Below are 17464 nucleotides of genomic sequence, written 5' to 3'. Positions count from 1 at the left end.
GCACCGATGTTTGCGCACGCCCGCGACGCTTCCATCGAGTCATGTCCACTGTCGTGCTCACCGCACCGCCGCGCCCGAACGCGTTGTTCCTGCGCGTCAGCGCGCTCGGTGCCGTCGTCGCGTACGCGGTCGGCTGGGCGGTGCACAACTTCTACCTCAACGGAAGCTCGCACCTGGGCCACCTAGGCCGGCTTCCCGAACCGAGGCTGGAGAATCTCACCCCTGCGGCCAAGGCCGCCCTCGCCAGCCACGCTGGTCTCGTCTCCCACCACGGGGAAAGCGCGGGAGGCAGCTTCCTCCGCGACGCCACCCTGTCCGTCCCCCTCACGCTCGCGGTCCTGCTGCTCGCCGTGATGCTCGTCCGCAAGCTCACCTCCCGTAACGGCGTCGACGCCGACAGCATGCAGGCGCGGCTCGGCTTCGCCGTCGCGGCCGCCACCCTCGCCGCCATCGCGAGCATTCCCTTCGCTCTCGTACAGAACGGGCTCGACGGCGGGGTCCTCCCCACCGAGCTCGGCGCTCATCTCGCGGGCGTCGCACTCGCGACCCTCCGCTACACCTTCGCGATCACTCTCGGCGCGTCGCTGTTCTTCGGCGTGCCGTGGAAAGGCATGGAGTCACACTCATGATCAGCAGACGTAACCTCGTCAAGCTCGGCGGTCTCGCCGGTGCCGCGGCGATCCTGCCGGCCGAACGCATCGTCAGCGCACTCGGCGCGAAGCCCGCACAGGCCTCGCCCGCGGTGGAGCTGTTCGCGCAGAAGCTGCGGATTCCGCCGGTGCTCGTCCGCAAGTACCGCAAGTGGGGCGTCGACTACTACGGGGTCTCGATGCGGGAGGGCCTGGCGCAGATCCTGCCGGGCGCCAAGACGCCGATCTGGGGCTACAACGGGCAGTTCCCCGGCCCGACGTTCAAGGTCGAGAAGAACCGCCCGATCAAGGTGATCCAGAAGAACAAGCTGGACAAGGAGCTCGCGGTCCACCTGCACGGCGGGAACGTCCCGTCCAGCTCCGACGGCCTGCCGGGCGACGAGATCCAGCCCGGCGACACCCGGACGTACTTCTACCCGAACGCGCAGCAGGCCTCGACGTACTGGTACCACGACCACAAGCACGGCCTGGAGTCGTTCAACAGCTACATGGGCCTGTCCGGCTACTACCTGCTGCACGACTGGCGCGAGGACCGGCTGGACCTCCCGCGTGGCAAGTACGACGTGCCCCTCATCATCCAGGACCGCTTCTTCAACGACGACAACTCGTTCCGGCTGCCTGTTCCGGGTGAGTTCGCCGGCGACGTCACGTTGGTGAACGGCGTCGCGCACCCGCGCTTCGAGGTCGAGCGGCGGCCGTACCGCTTCCGGCTCCTGAACGGCTCGTCGATGGACGGACTCGTCGACCTGAGCCTGGACAACGGCGCGCCGCTCTACGTGATCGGCAACGACGGCGGCCTGCTCGAGAAGCCTGTCCCCGTTCAGCATCTGCCGATCGCGCCGTCGGAACGGTACGACGTGATCGTCGACTTCTCGAAGGTCGCTCTCGGCGCGAAGATCGTGCTGAGGAACGCGGTCAACTTCTTCGGCAACCGCGCCGAGGTCATGCGCTTCGACGTGACGAAGAAGGCCCAGGGGTACGTCCACCCGATCCCGAAGAAGCTCGTCCACCTGCACCGGCTCGACCCCAAGCGAGCCAGCAAGCACCGTACGTTCGACTTGCGCTCCAACCTCGAGGTCGGCCAGATGCTGATCAACGGGAAGGCGTTCGACCCGGCCCGGATCGACATCAAGCCGAAACTCGGCGCCACCGAGATCTGGACCGTCCGCAACACCGAGGCTCCGGAGCTGCCGATCCCGCACGTGTTCCACACCCACCTGGTGCAGTTCCACATCCTCGACCGCGACGGCAAGCCGCCGGCGGCGCACGAGGCCGGCTGGAAGGACAGCGTCACGATCGAGGCAGGCTCGAGCATCCGGCTGATCATGAGGTTCGGGGACTTCACCGGGCGGTACCTCTACCACTGCCACCTGCTCGGCCACGCCGACGCCGGAATGATGGCGCAGATGGAGGTCGTTCGATGAACGACTCCGTCGACAGGCGGGCGTTCCTCCAGAAGCTCGCCGTCGTGGGAGCCGCCTTTCCCCTTGCCAGCTTGGCGAACGCGCCGGCATCGGCGGGGACGCACAAGAAGCGGGTCGTGATCCTTGGTGCCGGACTTGCGGGTCTGGCGTCGGCGTACAACCTGATGAAGCGCGGGTACGACGTCAAGGTGCTCGAGGCGCAGGACCGCCCCGGCGGTCGCGTCTACACCAGGCGCGACGGGCTGCGTCGCGGCGGACACGCTGAGATGGGCGCGGTCCGCATCTTCGAGGTGCACGAGTACACGCACAAGTACGTCAAGGAGTTCGGCCTGCCGCTGCGCGAGTACGACACCGGGACGCGGGCCTTCTACCTGCAGGGCAAGCGATTCCTTGCACCCCCGGCTGGTAAGCGATGGCCTATCACGTTGGGGGAGAACGAGCAGCCCGACCCGAACGGGAAGGTGGGCGACTACCTCGGCAGCGGGTTCGGCAAGCTCGGCGACATCTTCGACTCCGCGTGGCCGAAGAAGTTCCCCGCTACCAAGGAGCTCGACGACACCACGTTCGGCGGCTACGCGAAGTCGCAGGGGGCTTCGGACACCTGGCTCGACTGGTTCCGAGCGGACCACGGCAACATCCTTCAGGTCAACGCGCTCGCCGGGTTCGCGGTGGAGTCGATCGCGAACGGCGAACAGCTGCGGAGCATCGACGGCGGGAACGACAAGCTGCCGTACGCGTTCGCGAAGGCGCTCGGGCAGCGGGTCAAGTACCGCTCGGTGGTCAAGCGGATCGCGCAGGACGCCCATGGCGTGACCGTGTCGTACGAGGACAGGCATGGCCGCCGGCACGAGCTGCGCGCCGACCGGATGATCGTCGCGATGCCGTTCGCGCCGCTGCGCCGGGTCAACATCGCGACACCGTTCTCCGCGAACAAGATGGCCGCGATCAAGAAGCTGCGGTACTACCCGGCGGCTCGCGCCTACTTCCAGACCCGCAAGCCGTTCTGGCGTTCCGACCCGCTCGGCGCGTTGGGTGGCTTGCAGCTCGTCGGTACGGACACGTTCGCCGGACGGATCTGGGACACGACGTCGCAGCAGACCGATCCGCACTACGGCATGGTGCAGAGCTACATGCTCGGCCAGGACGCGGTCGACTTCGCCGCGTACGGACATCGCCGGATCGACGCGATGCGCAAGCAGTTCCGCAAGGCGCTGCCGGGGATGGACGACCAGATCGTCGGCGTCGCCACCCACACCTGGCAGGAGGACAAGTGGGCCGGCGGCGTGACCGGCTGGGTGCAACCCGGCGACCTGACCTGGATGTGGCCAGCGATGCGCAAGGTCGAGGGCCGTGTCCACTTCGCCGGCGAGCACACCTCGCTCTGGATCGCCTGGATGAACGGTGCCCTCGAGTCCGCCGAACGCGTGGTCTCAGAGGTACTCGCCGCTGACTCGAAGGGCGCCTGATGAACAAGCAAGCTTTGGACAAGGAACCCCACATGAAGAACAGCACTGTCAAGCAGTCCTTGTTGCCGCTCGGACTCGCGGTGGCCGGGGTCGCGTCGATCGTCGGACTCAGCGCCGCCGCCGCGCCGGATGCTCAGCCGGACGCCGCACCCGCGGCCGCCAGCTCAGTCAGCGGCACCCAGCACCAGCCGCGGCCCGGCGACATCTTCCGCCGGACCGAGCTCTACTTCGGCTCGGCCCGTCCCGACAACAAGCCGCCGGTCACCGACGCGCAGTTCGACACGTTCGTCGACAAGTACGTCACCCCGCGCTTCCCCGACGGCCTCACCCAGCTCACCGGCGAGGGCCAGTTCAACGGGTCCACCGGCCCGATCGAGGAGAAGTCGTTCGTCGTCGTTCTGCTCTACCCGCTGGACGATCGCGGTGCGAACAAGGAGATCGAGGCCATCCGCAAGGACTACAAGAAGGCGTTCCAGCAGGAGTCCGTCCTCCGCGCCGACAGCCTGGATCGGGTGTCGTTCTGATGCGCCTCCGACGTCGTGCCGTGCTCACGGGGGCTCTGACCGTGAGCGCGGCCCTCGCTGCCCCGGGCATCGCCAACGCCGCGCCTTCGACCGTCCGAGCGTTCGGCGTCGAGGTCGTACGCCGCGCCGGCTGGGGTGCCGACGAGTCGTTCCGGTTCGACACGAACGGCAACGAGATCATGCCGCAGGCGTACTTTCCTGTTCAAACGTTGACGGTTCACCATGCGGTGACGTCGAACAACGACGCGAACCCGGCGGCCACCGTACGCGCGATCTACCGCGACCAGGCCGTGACACAGACCTGGGGCGACATCGGCTACCAACTGCTGATCGACCGGCACGGCACGATCTACGAGGGCCGCTGGTCCGGCGCCGACACCACGCCGGTCTTTCAAGGCCGGCAGGGCAACGGCCCACGGATGTCGAACGGCGCGCACGTCGGCGGCTTCAACGCCGGCAACGTGGGCGTCTGCCTGCTCGGCGACTTCACCACCATCCAACCCACCGCGGCCGCACGCAGGTCGCTCGTCCGTACGCTCGCCGGCCTTGCCCACCTCACTGGGCTCGACCCGCTCGCCACCGTCGCGTACGTCAACCCCATCAGCGGAGCGCAGAAGACCGTACCGGCCATCGCCGCGCACCGCGAGTGGAGCGCGACGGCCTGCCCCGGCGACGCGTTCTACCCCCACCTTCCCGGCGTCCGCCAGGACGTCGCGGCCTATCTCGAACGGTTCCGGAGAGAACACTCATGACCCCGACCATTCCACGCATCCGACTACTTGTCCTGATCGCTCTCGCCGCCATCGCCTTGCTGGCAGGTGGATTCAGCGCGCAGCCGGCCACCGCGTCGAGCGCCCCGCTCGGCAAGCCGGTCAAGATCGAGCAGCTCCCGGCGGCGCTCTGGCTGCCCAACACCGCCAAGGCGTACCGCGTCCACTACGTGTCGACCGGCCAGAACGGCAAGCAGACCGTCGTGTCCGGCGCCGTCTTCATCCCGACGGGCAAGGCTCCCAAGAAGGGTTGGCCCGTCGTCAGCTGGGGACACGGAACGGTCGGCATCGCCGACAACTGCGCGAACTCGATCGCCGGCCGCTCGGCCCGCGACACCAACTACCTCGGTGCATTGCTCGGCGCCGGCTACGCCGTCGTCAGCAGCGACTACGAGGGCTTCGGCACTCCCGGCACGCATCTCTACCTGTACGGGAAGTCCGAGGGGTACGGCATCATCGACATGGTCCGCGCGGCCCGCAAGGTGGACTCCTCGCTGAGCCGCACCTGGCTCGCCGTCGGGCAGTCGCAGGGCGCCCAGGGCGTGCTGTTCGCCGGTGCGATGGAGCACAAGTACGCGCCGGAGCTGGACTTCCGTGGCACGATCGCGACCGCCCCGCCGACGCAGTTCCGCGACACGATCGCCTCGTACACCGCGTTCGGGCCGGCCGCGCCGGTGATCCCGAACTTCTTCCTGGTGTTCCCCGTGGTCGAGGCAGCGCACCCCGGCAAGTTCGAGGCGGACGACTACGTCACCCCCGCGGGCAAGGAGCTCATGACCCGGGCCGAGCAGACCGACTGCTACACCGCGCTCGCCGTCGCGTCCGCGGGCAAGACGAACGGTGACTACTTCGACGTCTCGCTGGGCGAGTACCAGAAGGTGGCCGAACTGTTCATCCCGAACGCCGAGATCCCGATCGTCAAGCACCACGAGCCGTTGTTCATCGCTCAGGGCACCCTCGACACGGTCGTCTCGCCCGAGGCCGCCGAGCTGACCGCGGATCGCCTGCGGGCCAAGGGCAACGACGTCACGTTCAAGTCCTACCCGGGCGTCGACCACCTCGGTCTCATGCCCGCCGCGCTGCAGGACGTGCTCGCGTTCGCCGACGACCTCGTGCACTGAGCACTGACGCACCGAAACACGAAGGATCGGGGCCTTGAAGCTACTCGCGGGGATCAACCACGTTGCCGTACTGACGCCGGATCTCGACCGGCTGGTGCGGTTCTACCGACGCGTCTTCGAGGCGCGGGTCGAATGGGACCTGCAGGAGGAGAACGTACGGCTCGCGTTGATCAACGTGGGACCGAACGCGATCCTCTCCGCCTACGAGCTCGCGTCGGTGGACATGCCCGCGACAAGGCCCCGGTTCGACCGCGGTCGCCACGACCACCTCGGCTACAACGCCGCCAGTGAAGAGGCGTTCCGCGAGCTCCGCAGCAGGCTGCGCGCGATCGGCGCGACCGACGGTGTCGTCACCGACGTCGGTCCCGCGCGGCTGTTCTGCTTCACCGACCCGGACGGCTGGGAAGGCGAAGTGCTCTGGATGAAGCCGGGCGTGCCGTGGGCAACGCACAAACGACCGGCCCACTGGGAAATCGTCGACCTCGACTGAAGGGAATTACCATGCCAAGCCTGCGTCAAGGCGCCCTTGCGGTCGCTGCCGCAGTGGGACTGGTGCTCGCCGGGTTGCTGCCGAGCGGGGCGGTGGCGGCGACGTCTACCGTTCCGACGCTCGACTGGAAGCCGTGCGCGGAGCAGTTCGAATGCGCCACGATCCCCGTGCCGCTCGACTATCGCAAGCCGCACGGCAAGAGGATCTCGATCGCGATGATGCGTGCGCCCGCGACCGACCGGGACAACCGGATCGGCTCGTTGTTCATCCTCCCGGGTGGGCCTGGCCTTCCTGGCAACGACTTCCTCCCCACCGCGCCGCCCGGCGCCCTCGCCGCGCTCGGCCAGTTCGACGTGGTCACCTACGACCCGCGCGGCACCGGTGCGAGCCGGCCGCTGTTCGACTGCGGGCAGGGCTTCCAGGTCCCGCCCTCGTTCGAACGTGCGGCGACGATCGACCGGCGGGCGTACGAGGCGAAGACCCGCGCGTACGTCAAGGCGTGCCAGCAGAAGAACGCGCTGCTGATGCCACACATGAGCACGGCGAACGCTGCCCGCGACGTCGATCTGATGCGCAAGGCCGTGGGGGACGACAAGCTCACGGCGCTCGGCATCTCGTACGGCAGCGCGATCGCCGCGACGTACGCCACCATGTTCCCCGGTCGCTCGCGGGCGATGGTGATCAGCAACCCGATGGACGTGCAGACCTACTACGACCGTCCGCTCGACCTGTGGCTCGAGCAGTCCGCCGGGTACGAGACCGTCCTCGACCGGTTCTTCCAAGGCTGCTTGGCCGCAGGGCCTGCATGTGGCTTCGGCGGCGACGATCCGAAGGTCGCGTTCGACAACCTTCTCGCGAAGCTCGACCACGCACCGCTGCGCGGATCCGACCCCGCCGACCCGGTCGTGAACGGCGACTTCGTCCGGCAGAGCGCCATGTCGATGACGTACGGACTGTCCACCTGGGACGGCTTCGCGGCCGCCCTGACCCGGTTGGAGGCAGGCGAGGCCGACCCGATGCTGGACTGGTACGAGGAGACCGTCGGCCTGCTCGGCTTCAGCTTCGTCAACGACGCGTACACGGCCGTCACGGCAGTCGACGAACGGTGGCCGCGCGGGCCGGTCTCCGACTACTTCGACCGGCGCCAGCTCGGCGAGGGCCTGTTCGACCACTTCTTCTTCACCGTCGGACACAACGAGCTGGACGCCGCGCTGTGGCCGGCGAAGGACCGGAACGCGTTCCATGGCAAGATCCGCAACCCGAAGTCGGCGGCACCGATCCTCGTCGTCGGAGCGACGTACGACTCCGCCACGCCGTACGTCTGGAGCGAGCGGCTCACCGCGGACCTCGGCAACGCGCGGCTGCTGACGTTCGAGGCCGACGGCCACAACGCCGTTCTGACCGGCGACTTCTGCCTGTTCGTGCACGTGCTGACGTACCTCACCGACGGCAAGACGCTGCCGCCGGCAGGGACCGTGTGCGTGGACCAACGCGAGCCGTTCTCGGCAGGCACGCGATGACGAACCCGACCGTGGTCCCGGGCATCGCGGGACTGCCGGCCTGGGCAGCACCGGACGGAGCCGAGCTGGCCGCGATGGTGCGCGGCCAGCTCGGCCGGCCGAACGCGACCGTCGTGAACTGGTGGATCGAGGAGGTCGACTACGAGATCGGCACGCCGGTCACGGCCCGGTTGACGCGCGTCCGGGGCACCGCGAGGGACGGCGAGGCCGTGCTCCGCTGGTCGTTCTTCGTCAAGGAGCTGCAGTCGTTCCGGCTGTGGCCGCCGTACGAACGAGTGTCCAAGCTGGTGCCGGACTTCGGCCGGTTCGACGGGCGCTGGCGCTTCGAGGCCGACGTGTACGAGTCGGACCTGCACCACGCGCTGCCGCCCGGCCTCCGGCTGCCGAAGGTCTACGCAACGTACGAGCACGACGATCTGCGGACCGTCGTCTGGTCGGAGAACGTCGAGACCGCCCAGGTGGACTGGGACATCCCGCGGTACCAGCGCGCCGCCCGGCTGCTCGGCCAGCTGTCGGCCCGGCTGACCCGGCACGACCTGTACCCGGAGACCGCGTCGCGCGTCCCCGGTGAGATGACCCGCCTGTACGTGACGACGCGCCTGGAGGCAGGGGCGTTCGAGGACCTGTTCGCCGACTCCGTGTGGGAGCACCCGCTGCTGGAGGGGACGGGCTCGCTGCGGGCCGACCTGGAACGGCTGGCCGCACGCGTACCGGAGCTGCTCGGCGTCCTCGACACGCTGCCCCAGACGTTCATGCACGGCGACGCCAGCCCACAGAACCTCCTTGTTCCGAAGGACAATCCGCAAGGATTCGTGGTCATCGACTGGACGATGGCCGGGCTCGTCGCCGTGGGATACGACCTCGGCCAGCTGCTCGTCGGGCACGCCCACGCCGGGCTGCTCGACGCGGCCGAGCTGCCGGCGCTGCACGACGAGATCGCGGTCGCGCACGCGCAGGGTCTCGCGATGGACGGGTTCCCGGTGGACCTGGACGAGCTGCGGTGCGGCTTCGACGCGCAGCTCGTGATCCGCAGCGCGTTCACGGCCCTGCCGCTCGGCCGGCTCCGTGAGCCCGCGTCGGACAAGCTCGCCGACCTCGTGGAGAGCCGGCTCGCGCTCACCCGCTACCTCGTCGACCTCGGCCTCGCGCTCCCCGACCGGCTGACGGGATCTCAGGTCTGGAGGTCGTGACTACCTCAGGCAACTATCCTTCGGATGTGGCGGACGGTAGCCTCCCGGTCCGGCTGTCCAGCTTCGTCGGCCGGGAGAACGAGCTGGGAGAGCTCGAGCGACTCGTCTCCGCCGCACGCCTGGTCACGCTGATCGGGCCTGGTGGCAGCGGCAAGAGCCGGCTCGGGCTGGCGCTCGGCCGGCGGGTCCAGCCGCGGTTCGCCGGCGGCGTCTGGTGGGTCGCGCTGGCGCACCTGAACGACCCGACCGGCGTGCTGCCGGCGATCGCCGAGACCCTGCACGTGCGGAGTACGCCGACGGCGCCCCTCCTCCCCGCCATCGAGCGCCGGCTGTCGAGCGGACCGACGCTGCTGGTGCTGGACAACTGCGAGCACCTCGTCGACGCCATCGCCGACCTCGCGGCCACGTTGCTCACGAACTGTCCGGAGCTGTGCATCGTGGCGACCAGCCAGGCCGTGCTGAACGCCGAGGGCGAGGTGATGTTCGCCGTTCCGTCGCTGCCGTCGCCCGACGCCGTGCAGCTGTACGCCGACCGCGCCCGGCAGGCGCGGCACGACTTCGTCGTTGACGCCGCGAACGCCGAAGACGTGCTGCGGATCTGCCAGCAGCTGGACGGGATCCCGCTCGCGATCGAGCTCGCGGCCGCGTGGTCGGCGTTGATGACGCCGGCCGAGGTCGCGACGAAGCTGGCGAACCCGTTGGCCGTTCTCGTCGGTGGCGACCGGCAGTCGCTGCCGCGGCACCGGGCGATGCAGGCTGCGCTCGACTGGAGCGTGAGCCTGCTGTCGGAGCCCGAACGGCAGCTGCTGCGGCGGCTCGCTCCGTTCCCGGGCACGTTCGATCTTGCCGCCGTCGAGGCCGTGTCGGCCGAGTCGGGCGTCGCCTCGGGTGAGGTGCTGCGGCTGCTCTCGTCGCTGGTGAACCGTTCGCTCGTGCTCGTGACGCAGGGGGCGACGGCCCGGTACCGGCTGCTGCAGGTCGTGCGCCAGTTCGTCGTCAGCGAGCTCGGCGAGGACGAGGCCGCGGCCCGGCTGCACGCCGACTGGTTCCTGTCGGTGGCGATGCGGATCGGCGACGGCGTGGACGGCAGCCAGCAGGAGGAGCTGCTCCGGCTGTTCGACGAGGAGCGCGGCAACCTCCGGGCGGCGCTCACCTGGTGCGAGGCGAACGGGTTGGCCGAGGGTGCGCTGCACATCGCTGTCGGCTGCTGGTGGGCGTACTACCTGCAGGGCTGGTTCAGCGAGGGGCGGGACTGGTTGGAGTCGGCGCTCGCGATCGAGGGCTCGGCGCCGACGGAACTGCGTGCGCGGGCGTTGATGGGGGCCGCGTCGATGGCCCATCTGCAGGGCGACGAGGACGCCTCGGAGACCTGGCTGCAGGCCGGCCTGGCGGCGTACCAGGCCGAGGGCGACCGGACCGGCGTGGGCATCGAGCTGAACTGGCTGGGCGGCGTCGCGATGCGTCGCGGCGACTACGCGGAGGCGCGGCGCCTCGGCGAGGAAACCGTTGCCCTGTGGGAAGAACTCGGCGACGAGTCGCGAGCGGCCCGCGCGGTCGACTATCTGTGCATGCGCGAGCTGCTGGCCGGCGAGCTGTCGCGCGCTTCCGAGCTCGGCTTGCAGGCGTACGAGCTGCATGAACGTTCGGGCAACGCGGAGGCACTCGCGTGGACGGCCGTGCTTCGGGGCGGAATCGCCTTGTATTCAGGCGATGTGGGGCTTGCTGGCTCGTTCTTCGCGGACGGGTTGCGGACGGCACGGGCAGGGGCGTACCGGAACGTCCTCGCCTGGGGACTGCAGCTGCGTGGCGTGCTCGCGCTGCGGTCTGGTCGTTTCGACGAGGCGTGGCGCGACCTGTCGGAGGCGCTGCGGCTGTGCCTGGAGGGCGGGAACCGGTGGCGGGTGCCCACGGTGCTCGAGACGCTCGCGGGTGCCGCGGTCGAGTCGTCGGACGCGAAGCTCGCCGCGCGCTTGCTCGGCTGTGCGGGGCAGCTGCACGAGTCGTGGGGGTGGCCCGTTCCGGCGGTCGAGCGCCCGGACGTCGAGCGCATCACGGCGTCGGTACGGCAGGCGCTCGGGCCGAGCGTGTTCGCGGGCGAGTGGGAGTTGGGAGAACTGCGCTCGTTGGACGAGTTGGTCGCCGAGCTGCCGGCTTCTCTGCGACGGCCCGCGCCTGTTGCCGTTGCGGAGCCGGCGCCGCTGGTGCTGCTCGGCTTCGGCGCGAGCGCGGCGCGGCGGGACGGTGCGTTGCTGGGGCCGGCGGACTGGGGGTACGCCAAGCCGCGGGAGCTGCTGTTCTTCTTGCTGGGCGAGGAGTCCGCGCACAAGGACACGATCGGGGCGGCGCTGTGGCCCGAGGCCTCGACGCTCGTGCTGCGAAACAGCTTCCACACCTGCCTGCACCAGCTGCGACGGGCGTTGGGACGTACGGACTGGATCTTGTTCCGGAAGGGGCGGTACGCGTTCAACCGGTCGCTCGCCTACTCCTTCGATGTGGAGCGCTTCGCTTCGGTGGTCGGCGGACCTCGTACGGCGCTGGCTTTGGCGGAGGCGGTGGAGCTGTATCGCGGCGACTATTGCGCTGATCTGTCCGGTGCGTGGGTCGATACCCGCCGTTCCTCGCTGCAGCAGTCGTACGAGCGGGCGCTGCTCGACCTGGCCGGTTTGCGCACTGGTGAGGGGTCGCACGCCGCGGCGGCCGAGCTGTACCTGCGGGCGATCGAGCACGATCCGCTGCTGGAGCCGGCGCACCGGGAGCTGATGGCTTCGTACGTACGGATGGGTGACCGGGGGCGGGCGCTCCGGCACTATCAGACGCTGTCGACGCTGCTTGCGGACGAGCTCGGGGTGGGGCCGAGCGCCGAGACTGTGGCGTTGCATGCCGCTTTGATCCGGGAGCCCGGCGACTGACGACGGTCCCCACAGCGTTTCCCACAGCATCGACCCGCCACTCTGTCACGCAGAGGGATCCACCACGCCGTCAGGTCAGGGCGACGTGGCGACGGCAGGGGCGTTGCGGTGAAGTTCCAGGGTTTCACGCTGAGCAACCTCGAGCTGTAGGGCCAGGTGTCCATACAGGCTTTGCTACAGGTGCGGGTGGGGAAACTCCGATGGAAGCACTGTTCGAACGTCATGATCATGTCCAGACCCTCATGGCCGCGGTCGCCGCGGCGACGACACGTCACAGCACCGCCGTCCTGCTGACGGGCGAGGCGGGAATCGGCAAGACTTCCCTCGTCCGTGAGTTCCTGCGCCGCGTGGGGGGCGGCGTCAAGGTCATGGTCGGTAGCTGCGACGACATGCTCGCGCCGCCGGCTCTGGCGCCGCTTCGCGACGCCGCTCGCGGTTCGGGCGGGCCACTGGAGCGTGCCCTCGCCGCCGGCTCGCCCGACCAGATCTTCGATGCGCTGTGCGCTGAGCTCGACGGCGCGCACCCGACCGTTCTCGTGATCGAGGACGTGCACTGGGCCGACGACGCGACGCTGGACCTGCTGCACTACCTCGCGCGGCGGCTGTACCGGTTGCGCGTGGTGCTGGTGCTGACGTTCCGCGACGACGAGGTCGACGCCCGCCACCCGCTGCGGCCGGTGCTGGGGGCGCTCGCCGACAGCCGGGTGTACCGGCTCGCGCTGTCGCCGTTGACGGTCGAGTCCGTGCGTACGTTGGCTTCGGGGTCCGGCTGGGACGCTCGTGAGCTGCACGAGCTGACGGCTGGCAACCCGTTCTTCGTGACTGAGGTGCTCGCCGCTGGTGCCGCCGCGGGCGGGGTGCCGACGAGCGTGGTCGACGCGGTGCTCGCGCGGCTGCGGTCGCTCGACCTGTCGACGCTGCGGGTGCTGGAGCAGCTGTGCATCCTGCCGGGGGCGATCACGCTCGAGGTCGCGCGGCACGTGGTCGGGGATGCTCTGCACGAGCTGTCGGTGGCCGAACGTTCGGGGCTGATCGAGCTGGACGGGACCGGCCTGCGATTCCGGCATGAGATCGCTCGGCGCGCCCTGGAGCAGTCGCTGGCGCCGATTCGTCGCCGTACGATGCACGCCGACCTGGTGCGGAAGATGCTCGAGCTCGGGAACGCTCCGCTGTCGTGCCTGATCCACCACGCGGTGGCGGCGGGAGATGTCGCGACGGTGCTGGAGTACGCGCCGCAGGCCGCGCGGGAGGCCACGCAGGCGGGGTCGCACCGGCAGGCGCTGGTGTTCTTCGAGGCGTTGTTGCCGTACGTCGACTCGCTTCCGGTGGCCGAACGTGCTGCTGTGCTTGACGATTACGCCTGGGAGCTGCACATCGCGCACCGCTTCACCGAGGCCGTGGTGGTCGGGGACTCCGCGATCACGTTGCGCGAGGTCGTGGGGTCGCCGGTCGAGCTGGCGGAGACGTTGCTGCGGCAGTCGCGCCACCAGCTGATGGCGGGCGACACGTCGGGTGCCCTGTCGACGATCGACCGGGCGGTGTCGGTGGCTTCGTCGACGTCGTCGGACTCGGTGCGTGCGGCGGCGGCGTACTACCGGGGCGCGATCCTGGTGTTGACCGGCGACCCGGTGACCGGGATCGCCGCGCTGACGGAGGCCCGTTCGCTCGCTGCCGCGGCGGGACGGACCGACTTTGCCGCGCTGTGCTTGAACTATCTCGGCGTCGCTCATGGCGAGTTGGCTCTGCAGGGGGCGCCGGCGCGTCAGTATCTGCGGGACAGCCTTGCTCTGGCGCTCGCGACGGGGGACCACGAGGCGGCTGCGCGGGGATACACGAACCTGGTGGAGTTGCTGTTCTGCCAGGGGGAGTGGTCGTCGCTGCCTGCCTTGCTCGACGAGGGTTCGGCTTTCACTTCTGAGCGTGGGTTGTGGTTCCACTCGTACTCCCTGGACGCGCATGTGGCGATGCTGCACCTGCGTCGGGGCGAGTGGGAGCTGGCGGAGTCCTTGTTCGGCCGGTTGGCTTCTGCCGTGGAGGACCCGGGGCTGCTGGACCTGTTCAGCACACCGGCGTACGGTCGCCTCCTGGCGCGGCGCGGGGATCCGCGGGCGCAGGAGCTGTTGGCGTCGGCGTGGTCGCGCGCTGTGTCGCTGCGGTCGATGGCCGGCCTGCGGTATGCGGCGACGGCTTATGTCGAGTGGGCTTTCCTGAACGGGCGCGACGACATCGCGCATGCCGTGCGGGACGGGGTGTTGGCCTTGTTGCCGCACGGGTTCACGCCTGCGTTTGGTGAGCTGCTGCGGTACCTTTCGCGCGCTGGGGTGGAGGTCACGTCGATCCCCGGGCTGGCCGAGGGCTACGCGGCCGGGCTGAGCGGCTCGTGGCGTGCGGCGGCTGCTGCGTGGGAGCGGGTGGGGGACCCGTACGAGCAAGCCCTGGAGCTGGCTGCCGCCGGGTCGGCGGAGGCGATGTTGCAGGCGTTGTCGATCCTGGACGAGCTCGGCGCCACCGCGACGGCCACGATCGTGCGCCGCCGACTGAAGGCGATCGGCGTGCAGCGAATCCCGCGTGGAGTGCAGTCGAGCACCCGCAACAACCCGGCGGGCTTGACCGACCGGCAGCTCGACGTCCTCGTCCTGTTGGCGCGTGGGTTGACGAACGCGGAGATCGCCCAGCAGCTGGTGGTGTCGGTGCGAACGGTCGACCACCACGTGTCCGCCATCCTCAGCAAACTCGGCGCCCGCACCCGCCGCGACGCCGCGGCCGCCGCCTACACCCTGGGCATCGCCTCCGACACCGACTCCCCGGAGCGCAGCCTCCTGCTCGCCTGAACCGGAACGCGTGTCGTGGTACACCCTCGCAAGAGCGGAGACGTACCACGACACGCGTTCTCTTTCGGTGTACGTTGCGATGCAGATGATTTGACCGACTGGCACCCCACGAGGTCCTCCAGCCGACTCGCACCGCCACCCGGGTCGACACTCACCAACTGGAGGATCTCGAATGTCTGTGCTCACCGTCGCCCTGCTGCAGATCGCCGCGGCCGGGAACGACCAGGCCGCCAACCTCGCCATCGGCGAGGCCGCCTGCCGCAAGGCGAAGCATCTCGGCGCGGACGTCGCGCTGTTCCCCGAACTGTTCAGCATCGGCTTCGCCCCGGCCGTTCCGCTCGACCCGGACGGCCCGGACGTCTATCGCTCGCCGGACCGATGGACCGACCGCGTACCGCCGTCGCCACCCGCGGCCGAGATCTGGCGCGGACTCGCCATCGGCCGAAACTCGGCCTTCGTTCGTCACTTCCGCGACCTCGCCCGAGAGCTCCAGCTGGCCATCGCGGTGACCTACCTTGAGGACTGGCCGGGCCTACCCCGCAACACGGTGTCGCTGATCGATCGCCACGGTGAGCTCGTGTTGACGTACGCCAAGGTGCACCCCTGTGCGTTCAGCCAGAGCGAGGCCGCGTGCACGCCCGGCGACGGGTTTCCCGTGACGACGCTCGACACCGCAGCGGGAGCAGTGCAGGTCGGCGCGATGATCTGCTTCGACCGACTGTTCCCCGAAGCCGCTCGCGCGCTCATGCTCGCCGGCGCCGAGCTCATCCTGGTGCCGAACGCCAGCAGCATGGAGACGTACCGGCTCAGCCAGCTCCGCTCGCGCTCCGACGAGAACATGGTCGCCATCGCGATGGCCAACGATCCGGGCGCCGGCAAGGGTCATTCGATCGCCTTCGACGGCATCTCGAACTCCGACTCGAGCGCACGGGACATGTTGGTCGTCGAAGCCGGCGAGCACGAAGGCATCTATCCGGCGATCTTCGACCTGGACCGGCTCCGCGACTTCCGCGACCGCGAGACCGAGGGCGACGCGTTTCGCCGCCCTGACCTCTACGGCATTCTCACCGATACCGCGCAGCATCCGCCGTTCGTCCGCGTCGATCACCGGGGCGATCCCGTACCAGGGCGCACGATCGGCCATGTGAAACACGTGTTGTAAAACGCCTGTTGTAGTACAGGTGTTTTACAACACGTGTTTCAAAACGGCTGTTGCACTACCCGACGGGGTGGTTGCTGCGAATCACTCCGTTCGGGTCACGGCGGTGCTTGATGGCGCGCAGGGAGGACAGGACGTCGGTGGGGAAGAGGACTTCGACGGGCTTGTTGGACGACATGTTCAGGTGCGTCCGCTGCGTGTCCCAGGTGGCCATCGCCTCGGTGATCTCGCCCATCGCTGCCTCGAGGATCGGGGTGAAGGCGGGCGAGGGGAGGAAGCCGCCGAAGAAGAGGAGGTACGGCTCGGCCAACGCGCCCGCGGCGCCGTCTGTGGGCTGAGGGCGGGCGAAGGCTCCGCCGAGGTGGCGGACCTCGAAGACTGCCACCGGCGACGGCTGGCCCGGGTTGGCCGCCGCGATCAGCGCGTCCACCGCCGACTCGTCGAAGCCGCTCAGCAACGTCCCCTGCAGCAGGCCCGGAACGGGATCCACCGGCTCGTTCGCCACCCCGTCCAGCTGGTTCAACGGCACCGTCCCCACCGTGTCGGACAGCAAAGGTGCCGCGGCACGGATTGGCGCCAGCAGCGCGTCCGCAGCGGACGAAGAGCCCAGGTACACAGCATCGATCATCACCAGCCAACGCCCGCGCATCGGCTCGGGGATCATCGGCGCGTCCGGCATGTTCATCAGCCACGCCCACAGCGTCAGGTCCTCGGGCGCCGACTTGGTCACGGCGACGAACGAACGGAAGACCTCCCGCGCGTGCTCGGCCGCGAACGTCATCCGCCCACCGTAGATCTGCGGCTCGGCGAACAGCCGAAGCTCCAAAGCCGTCACGATGCCGAAGTCGCCACCCCCGCCCCGCACAGCCCAGAAGAGCTCCGGATCCGACTCAGCGGTCACGCGCACAGGCTCGCCGTCCGCAGTGACGAGTTCGACAGCGTGCACGTGGTTCGCGGCCTGACCGTACTTGCGCCCGAACCAGCTGAGGCCGCCGCCGAGCGTGTACCCGACCACGGACGTGTCACCCGAGCTGCCCGGCAGACCGGTGAGCCCCGTCGGCGCCAGGACCTCGTTCAGCTCACCCCACCGCACCCCGGGCTCGACGCGCGCGATGCGCGCCTGCTCGTCGACCTCGATCGCGGTGAGGCCCAACGTACGAAGGAGGATCGCGCCCTGCAACGCCGCTGTGGCACCGTGTCCACGCGCCTGCGCGGTGACGGAAAGCCCATGCTGCTTGGCGAAATTGACAGCGGCGACGACATCGTCGACGCCGGTGACGTGGACGACCGCCGCCGGGTGTTGGTCGTTCGTGAGATGCCAGGCGAGCCGTTCCTGCTCCCAGGTAGCGTCACCGGGAAGAACGACGGCGCCCTTGACCGCGTCGCGGAGTGTGGCAATGGAGTTCATGG

At 69.3% G+C, this 17464-nt stretch carries 13 protein-coding genes; 12 read left to right on the top strand and 1 reads right to left on the bottom strand.

All coding sequences use genetic code 11. From position 1 onward, the window contains the following. Positions 1-41 precede the first annotated feature (41 nt). From JOD67_RS02950 to JOD67_RS02895, 12 genes are all read left to right on the top strand, one after another. Positions 42-629 (top strand): hypothetical protein, encoded by a 588-nt coding sequence (locus tag JOD67_RS02950; RefSeq protein WP_205114774.1) that lies wholly within the window; start codon positions 42-44, stop codon positions 627-629. Next, positions 626-2074, top strand: coding sequence for a multicopper oxidase domain-containing protein (locus JOD67_RS02945; protein WP_205114772.1), 1449 nt, complete (start codon positions 626-628; stop codon positions 2072-2074). The genes JOD67_RS02950 and JOD67_RS02945 overlap by 4 nt, the downstream gene beginning before the upstream one ends. Further along, on the top strand, positions 2071-3540 hold the full coding sequence (locus JOD67_RS02940; protein ID WP_205114765.1) for a flavin monoamine oxidase family protein: 1470 nt from the start codon (positions 2071-2073) through the stop codon (positions 3538-3540). The genes JOD67_RS02945 and JOD67_RS02940 overlap by 4 nt, the downstream gene beginning before the upstream one ends. 32 nt (positions 3541-3572) lie before the next feature. Continuing rightward, positions 3573-4064, top strand: a complete 492-nt coding sequence (locus JOD67_RS02935; RefSeq protein ID WP_205114756.1) for a DUF3574 domain-containing protein — start codon at positions 3573-3575, stop codon at positions 4062-4064. 41 nt (positions 4065-4105) lie between these two features. Continuing rightward, positions 4106-4816 carry a peptidoglycan recognition protein family protein gene (locus JOD67_RS02930; RefSeq protein WP_205114754.1) on the top strand — a complete coding sequence of 237 codons (711 nt, stop codon included), beginning with the start codon at positions 4106-4108 and terminating at the stop codon, positions 4814-4816. Continuing rightward, a complete protein-coding gene (locus JOD67_RS02925) occupies positions 4813-5955 on the top strand; it encodes an alpha/beta hydrolase (protein WP_205114752.1) in 1143 nt (380 codons plus the stop codon). Before JOD67_RS02930 ends, JOD67_RS02925 begins: the two co-directional genes overlap by 4 nt. 34 nt (positions 5956-5989) lie before the next feature. Beyond that, entirely contained in the window at positions 5990-6445 is a 456-nt protein-coding gene (locus JOD67_RS02920; RefSeq protein WP_205114750.1) for a VOC family protein, read from the top strand. Between the two features lie 11 nt (positions 6446-6456). Further along, positions 6457-7965, top strand: a complete 1509-nt coding sequence (locus tag JOD67_RS02915) for an alpha/beta hydrolase (RefSeq protein ID WP_205114748.1) — start codon at positions 6457-6459, stop codon at positions 7963-7965. Beyond that, positions 7962-9155, top strand: coding sequence for a phosphotransferase (locus tag JOD67_RS02910; RefSeq protein ID WP_205114741.1), 1194 nt, complete (start codon positions 7962-7964; stop codon positions 9153-9155). The genes JOD67_RS02915 and JOD67_RS02910 overlap by 4 nt, the downstream gene beginning before the upstream one ends. 26 nt (positions 9156-9181) lie before the next feature. Continuing rightward, positions 9182-12064 carry a BTAD domain-containing putative transcriptional regulator gene (locus JOD67_RS41660; protein ID WP_205114732.1) on the top strand — a complete coding sequence of 961 codons (2883 nt, stop codon included), beginning with the start codon at positions 9182-9184 and terminating at the stop codon, positions 12062-12064. Between the two features lie 200 nt (positions 12065-12264). Further along, on the top strand, positions 12265-14895 hold the full coding sequence (locus JOD67_RS02900; protein WP_205114730.1) for an ATP-binding protein: 2631 nt from the start codon (positions 12265-12267) through the stop codon (positions 14893-14895). A gap of 172 nt (positions 14896-15067) precedes the next feature. Then, the gene (locus JOD67_RS02895; RefSeq protein WP_205114728.1) at positions 15068-16057 is read left to right on the top strand and encodes a carbon-nitrogen hydrolase family protein; all 990 of its coding nucleotides are present in this window, start codon (positions 15068-15070) and stop codon (positions 16055-16057) included. Between the two features lie 55 nt (positions 16058-16112). Here the strand turns inward: JOD67_RS02895 and JOD67_RS02890 are convergent, their stop codons facing one another. Then, the gene (locus JOD67_RS02890) at positions 16113-17462 is read right to left on the bottom strand and encodes an FAD-binding oxidoreductase (protein ID WP_205114726.1); all 1350 of its coding nucleotides are present in this window, start codon (positions 17460-17462) and stop codon (positions 16113-16115) included. Between the last annotated feature and the right edge of the window lie 2 nt (positions 17463-17464).

Origin of the sequence: Tenggerimyces flavus, from assembly GCF_016907715.1 — a bacterium.
GTDB lineage: Bacteria > Actinomycetota > Actinomycetes > Propionibacteriales > Actinopolymorphaceae > Tenggerimyces > Tenggerimyces flavus.
The sequence above is the reverse complement of the archived record's forward strand: the minus strand, read 5'-3'. Positions and strand labels throughout refer to the sequence as shown.

Excerpts from the sequence above, each read along its gene's own strand:
- JOD67_RS02950 (WP_205114774.1), top strand. The coding sequence starts at position 42 with ATGTCCACTGTCGTGCTCACCGCACCGCCGCGCCCGAACGCGTTGTTC.
- JOD67_RS02910 (WP_205114741.1), top strand. The coding sequence starts at position 7,962 with ATGACGAACCCGACCGTGGTCCCGGGCATCGCGGGACTGCCGGCCTGG.
- JOD67_RS02890 (WP_205114726.1), bottom strand. The coding sequence starts at position 17,462 with ATGAACTCCATTGCCACACTCCGCGACGCGGTCAAGGGCGCCGTCGTT.
- JOD67_RS02945 (WP_205114772.1), top strand. The coding sequence starts at position 626 with ATGATCAGCAGACGTAACCTCGTCAAGCTCGGCGGTCTCGCCGGTGCC.
- JOD67_RS02900 (WP_205114730.1), top strand. The coding sequence starts at position 12,265 with ATGGAAGCACTGTTCGAACGTCATGATCATGTCCAGACCCTCATGGCC.
- JOD67_RS02935 (WP_205114756.1), top strand. The coding sequence starts at position 3,573 with ATGAAGAACAGCACTGTCAAGCAGTCCTTGTTGCCGCTCGGACTCGCG.
- JOD67_RS02915 (WP_205114748.1), top strand. The coding sequence starts at position 6,457 with ATGCCAAGCCTGCGTCAAGGCGCCCTTGCGGTCGCTGCCGCAGTGGGA.
- JOD67_RS02895 (WP_205114728.1), top strand. The coding sequence starts at position 15,068 with ATGTCTGTGCTCACCGTCGCCCTGCTGCAGATCGCCGCGGCCGGGAAC.
- JOD67_RS02925 (WP_205114752.1), top strand. The coding sequence starts at position 4,813 with ATGACCCCGACCATTCCACGCATCCGACTACTTGTCCTGATCGCTCTC.
- JOD67_RS02940 (WP_205114765.1), top strand. The coding sequence starts at position 2,071 with ATGAACGACTCCGTCGACAGGCGGGCGTTCCTCCAGAAGCTCGCCGTC.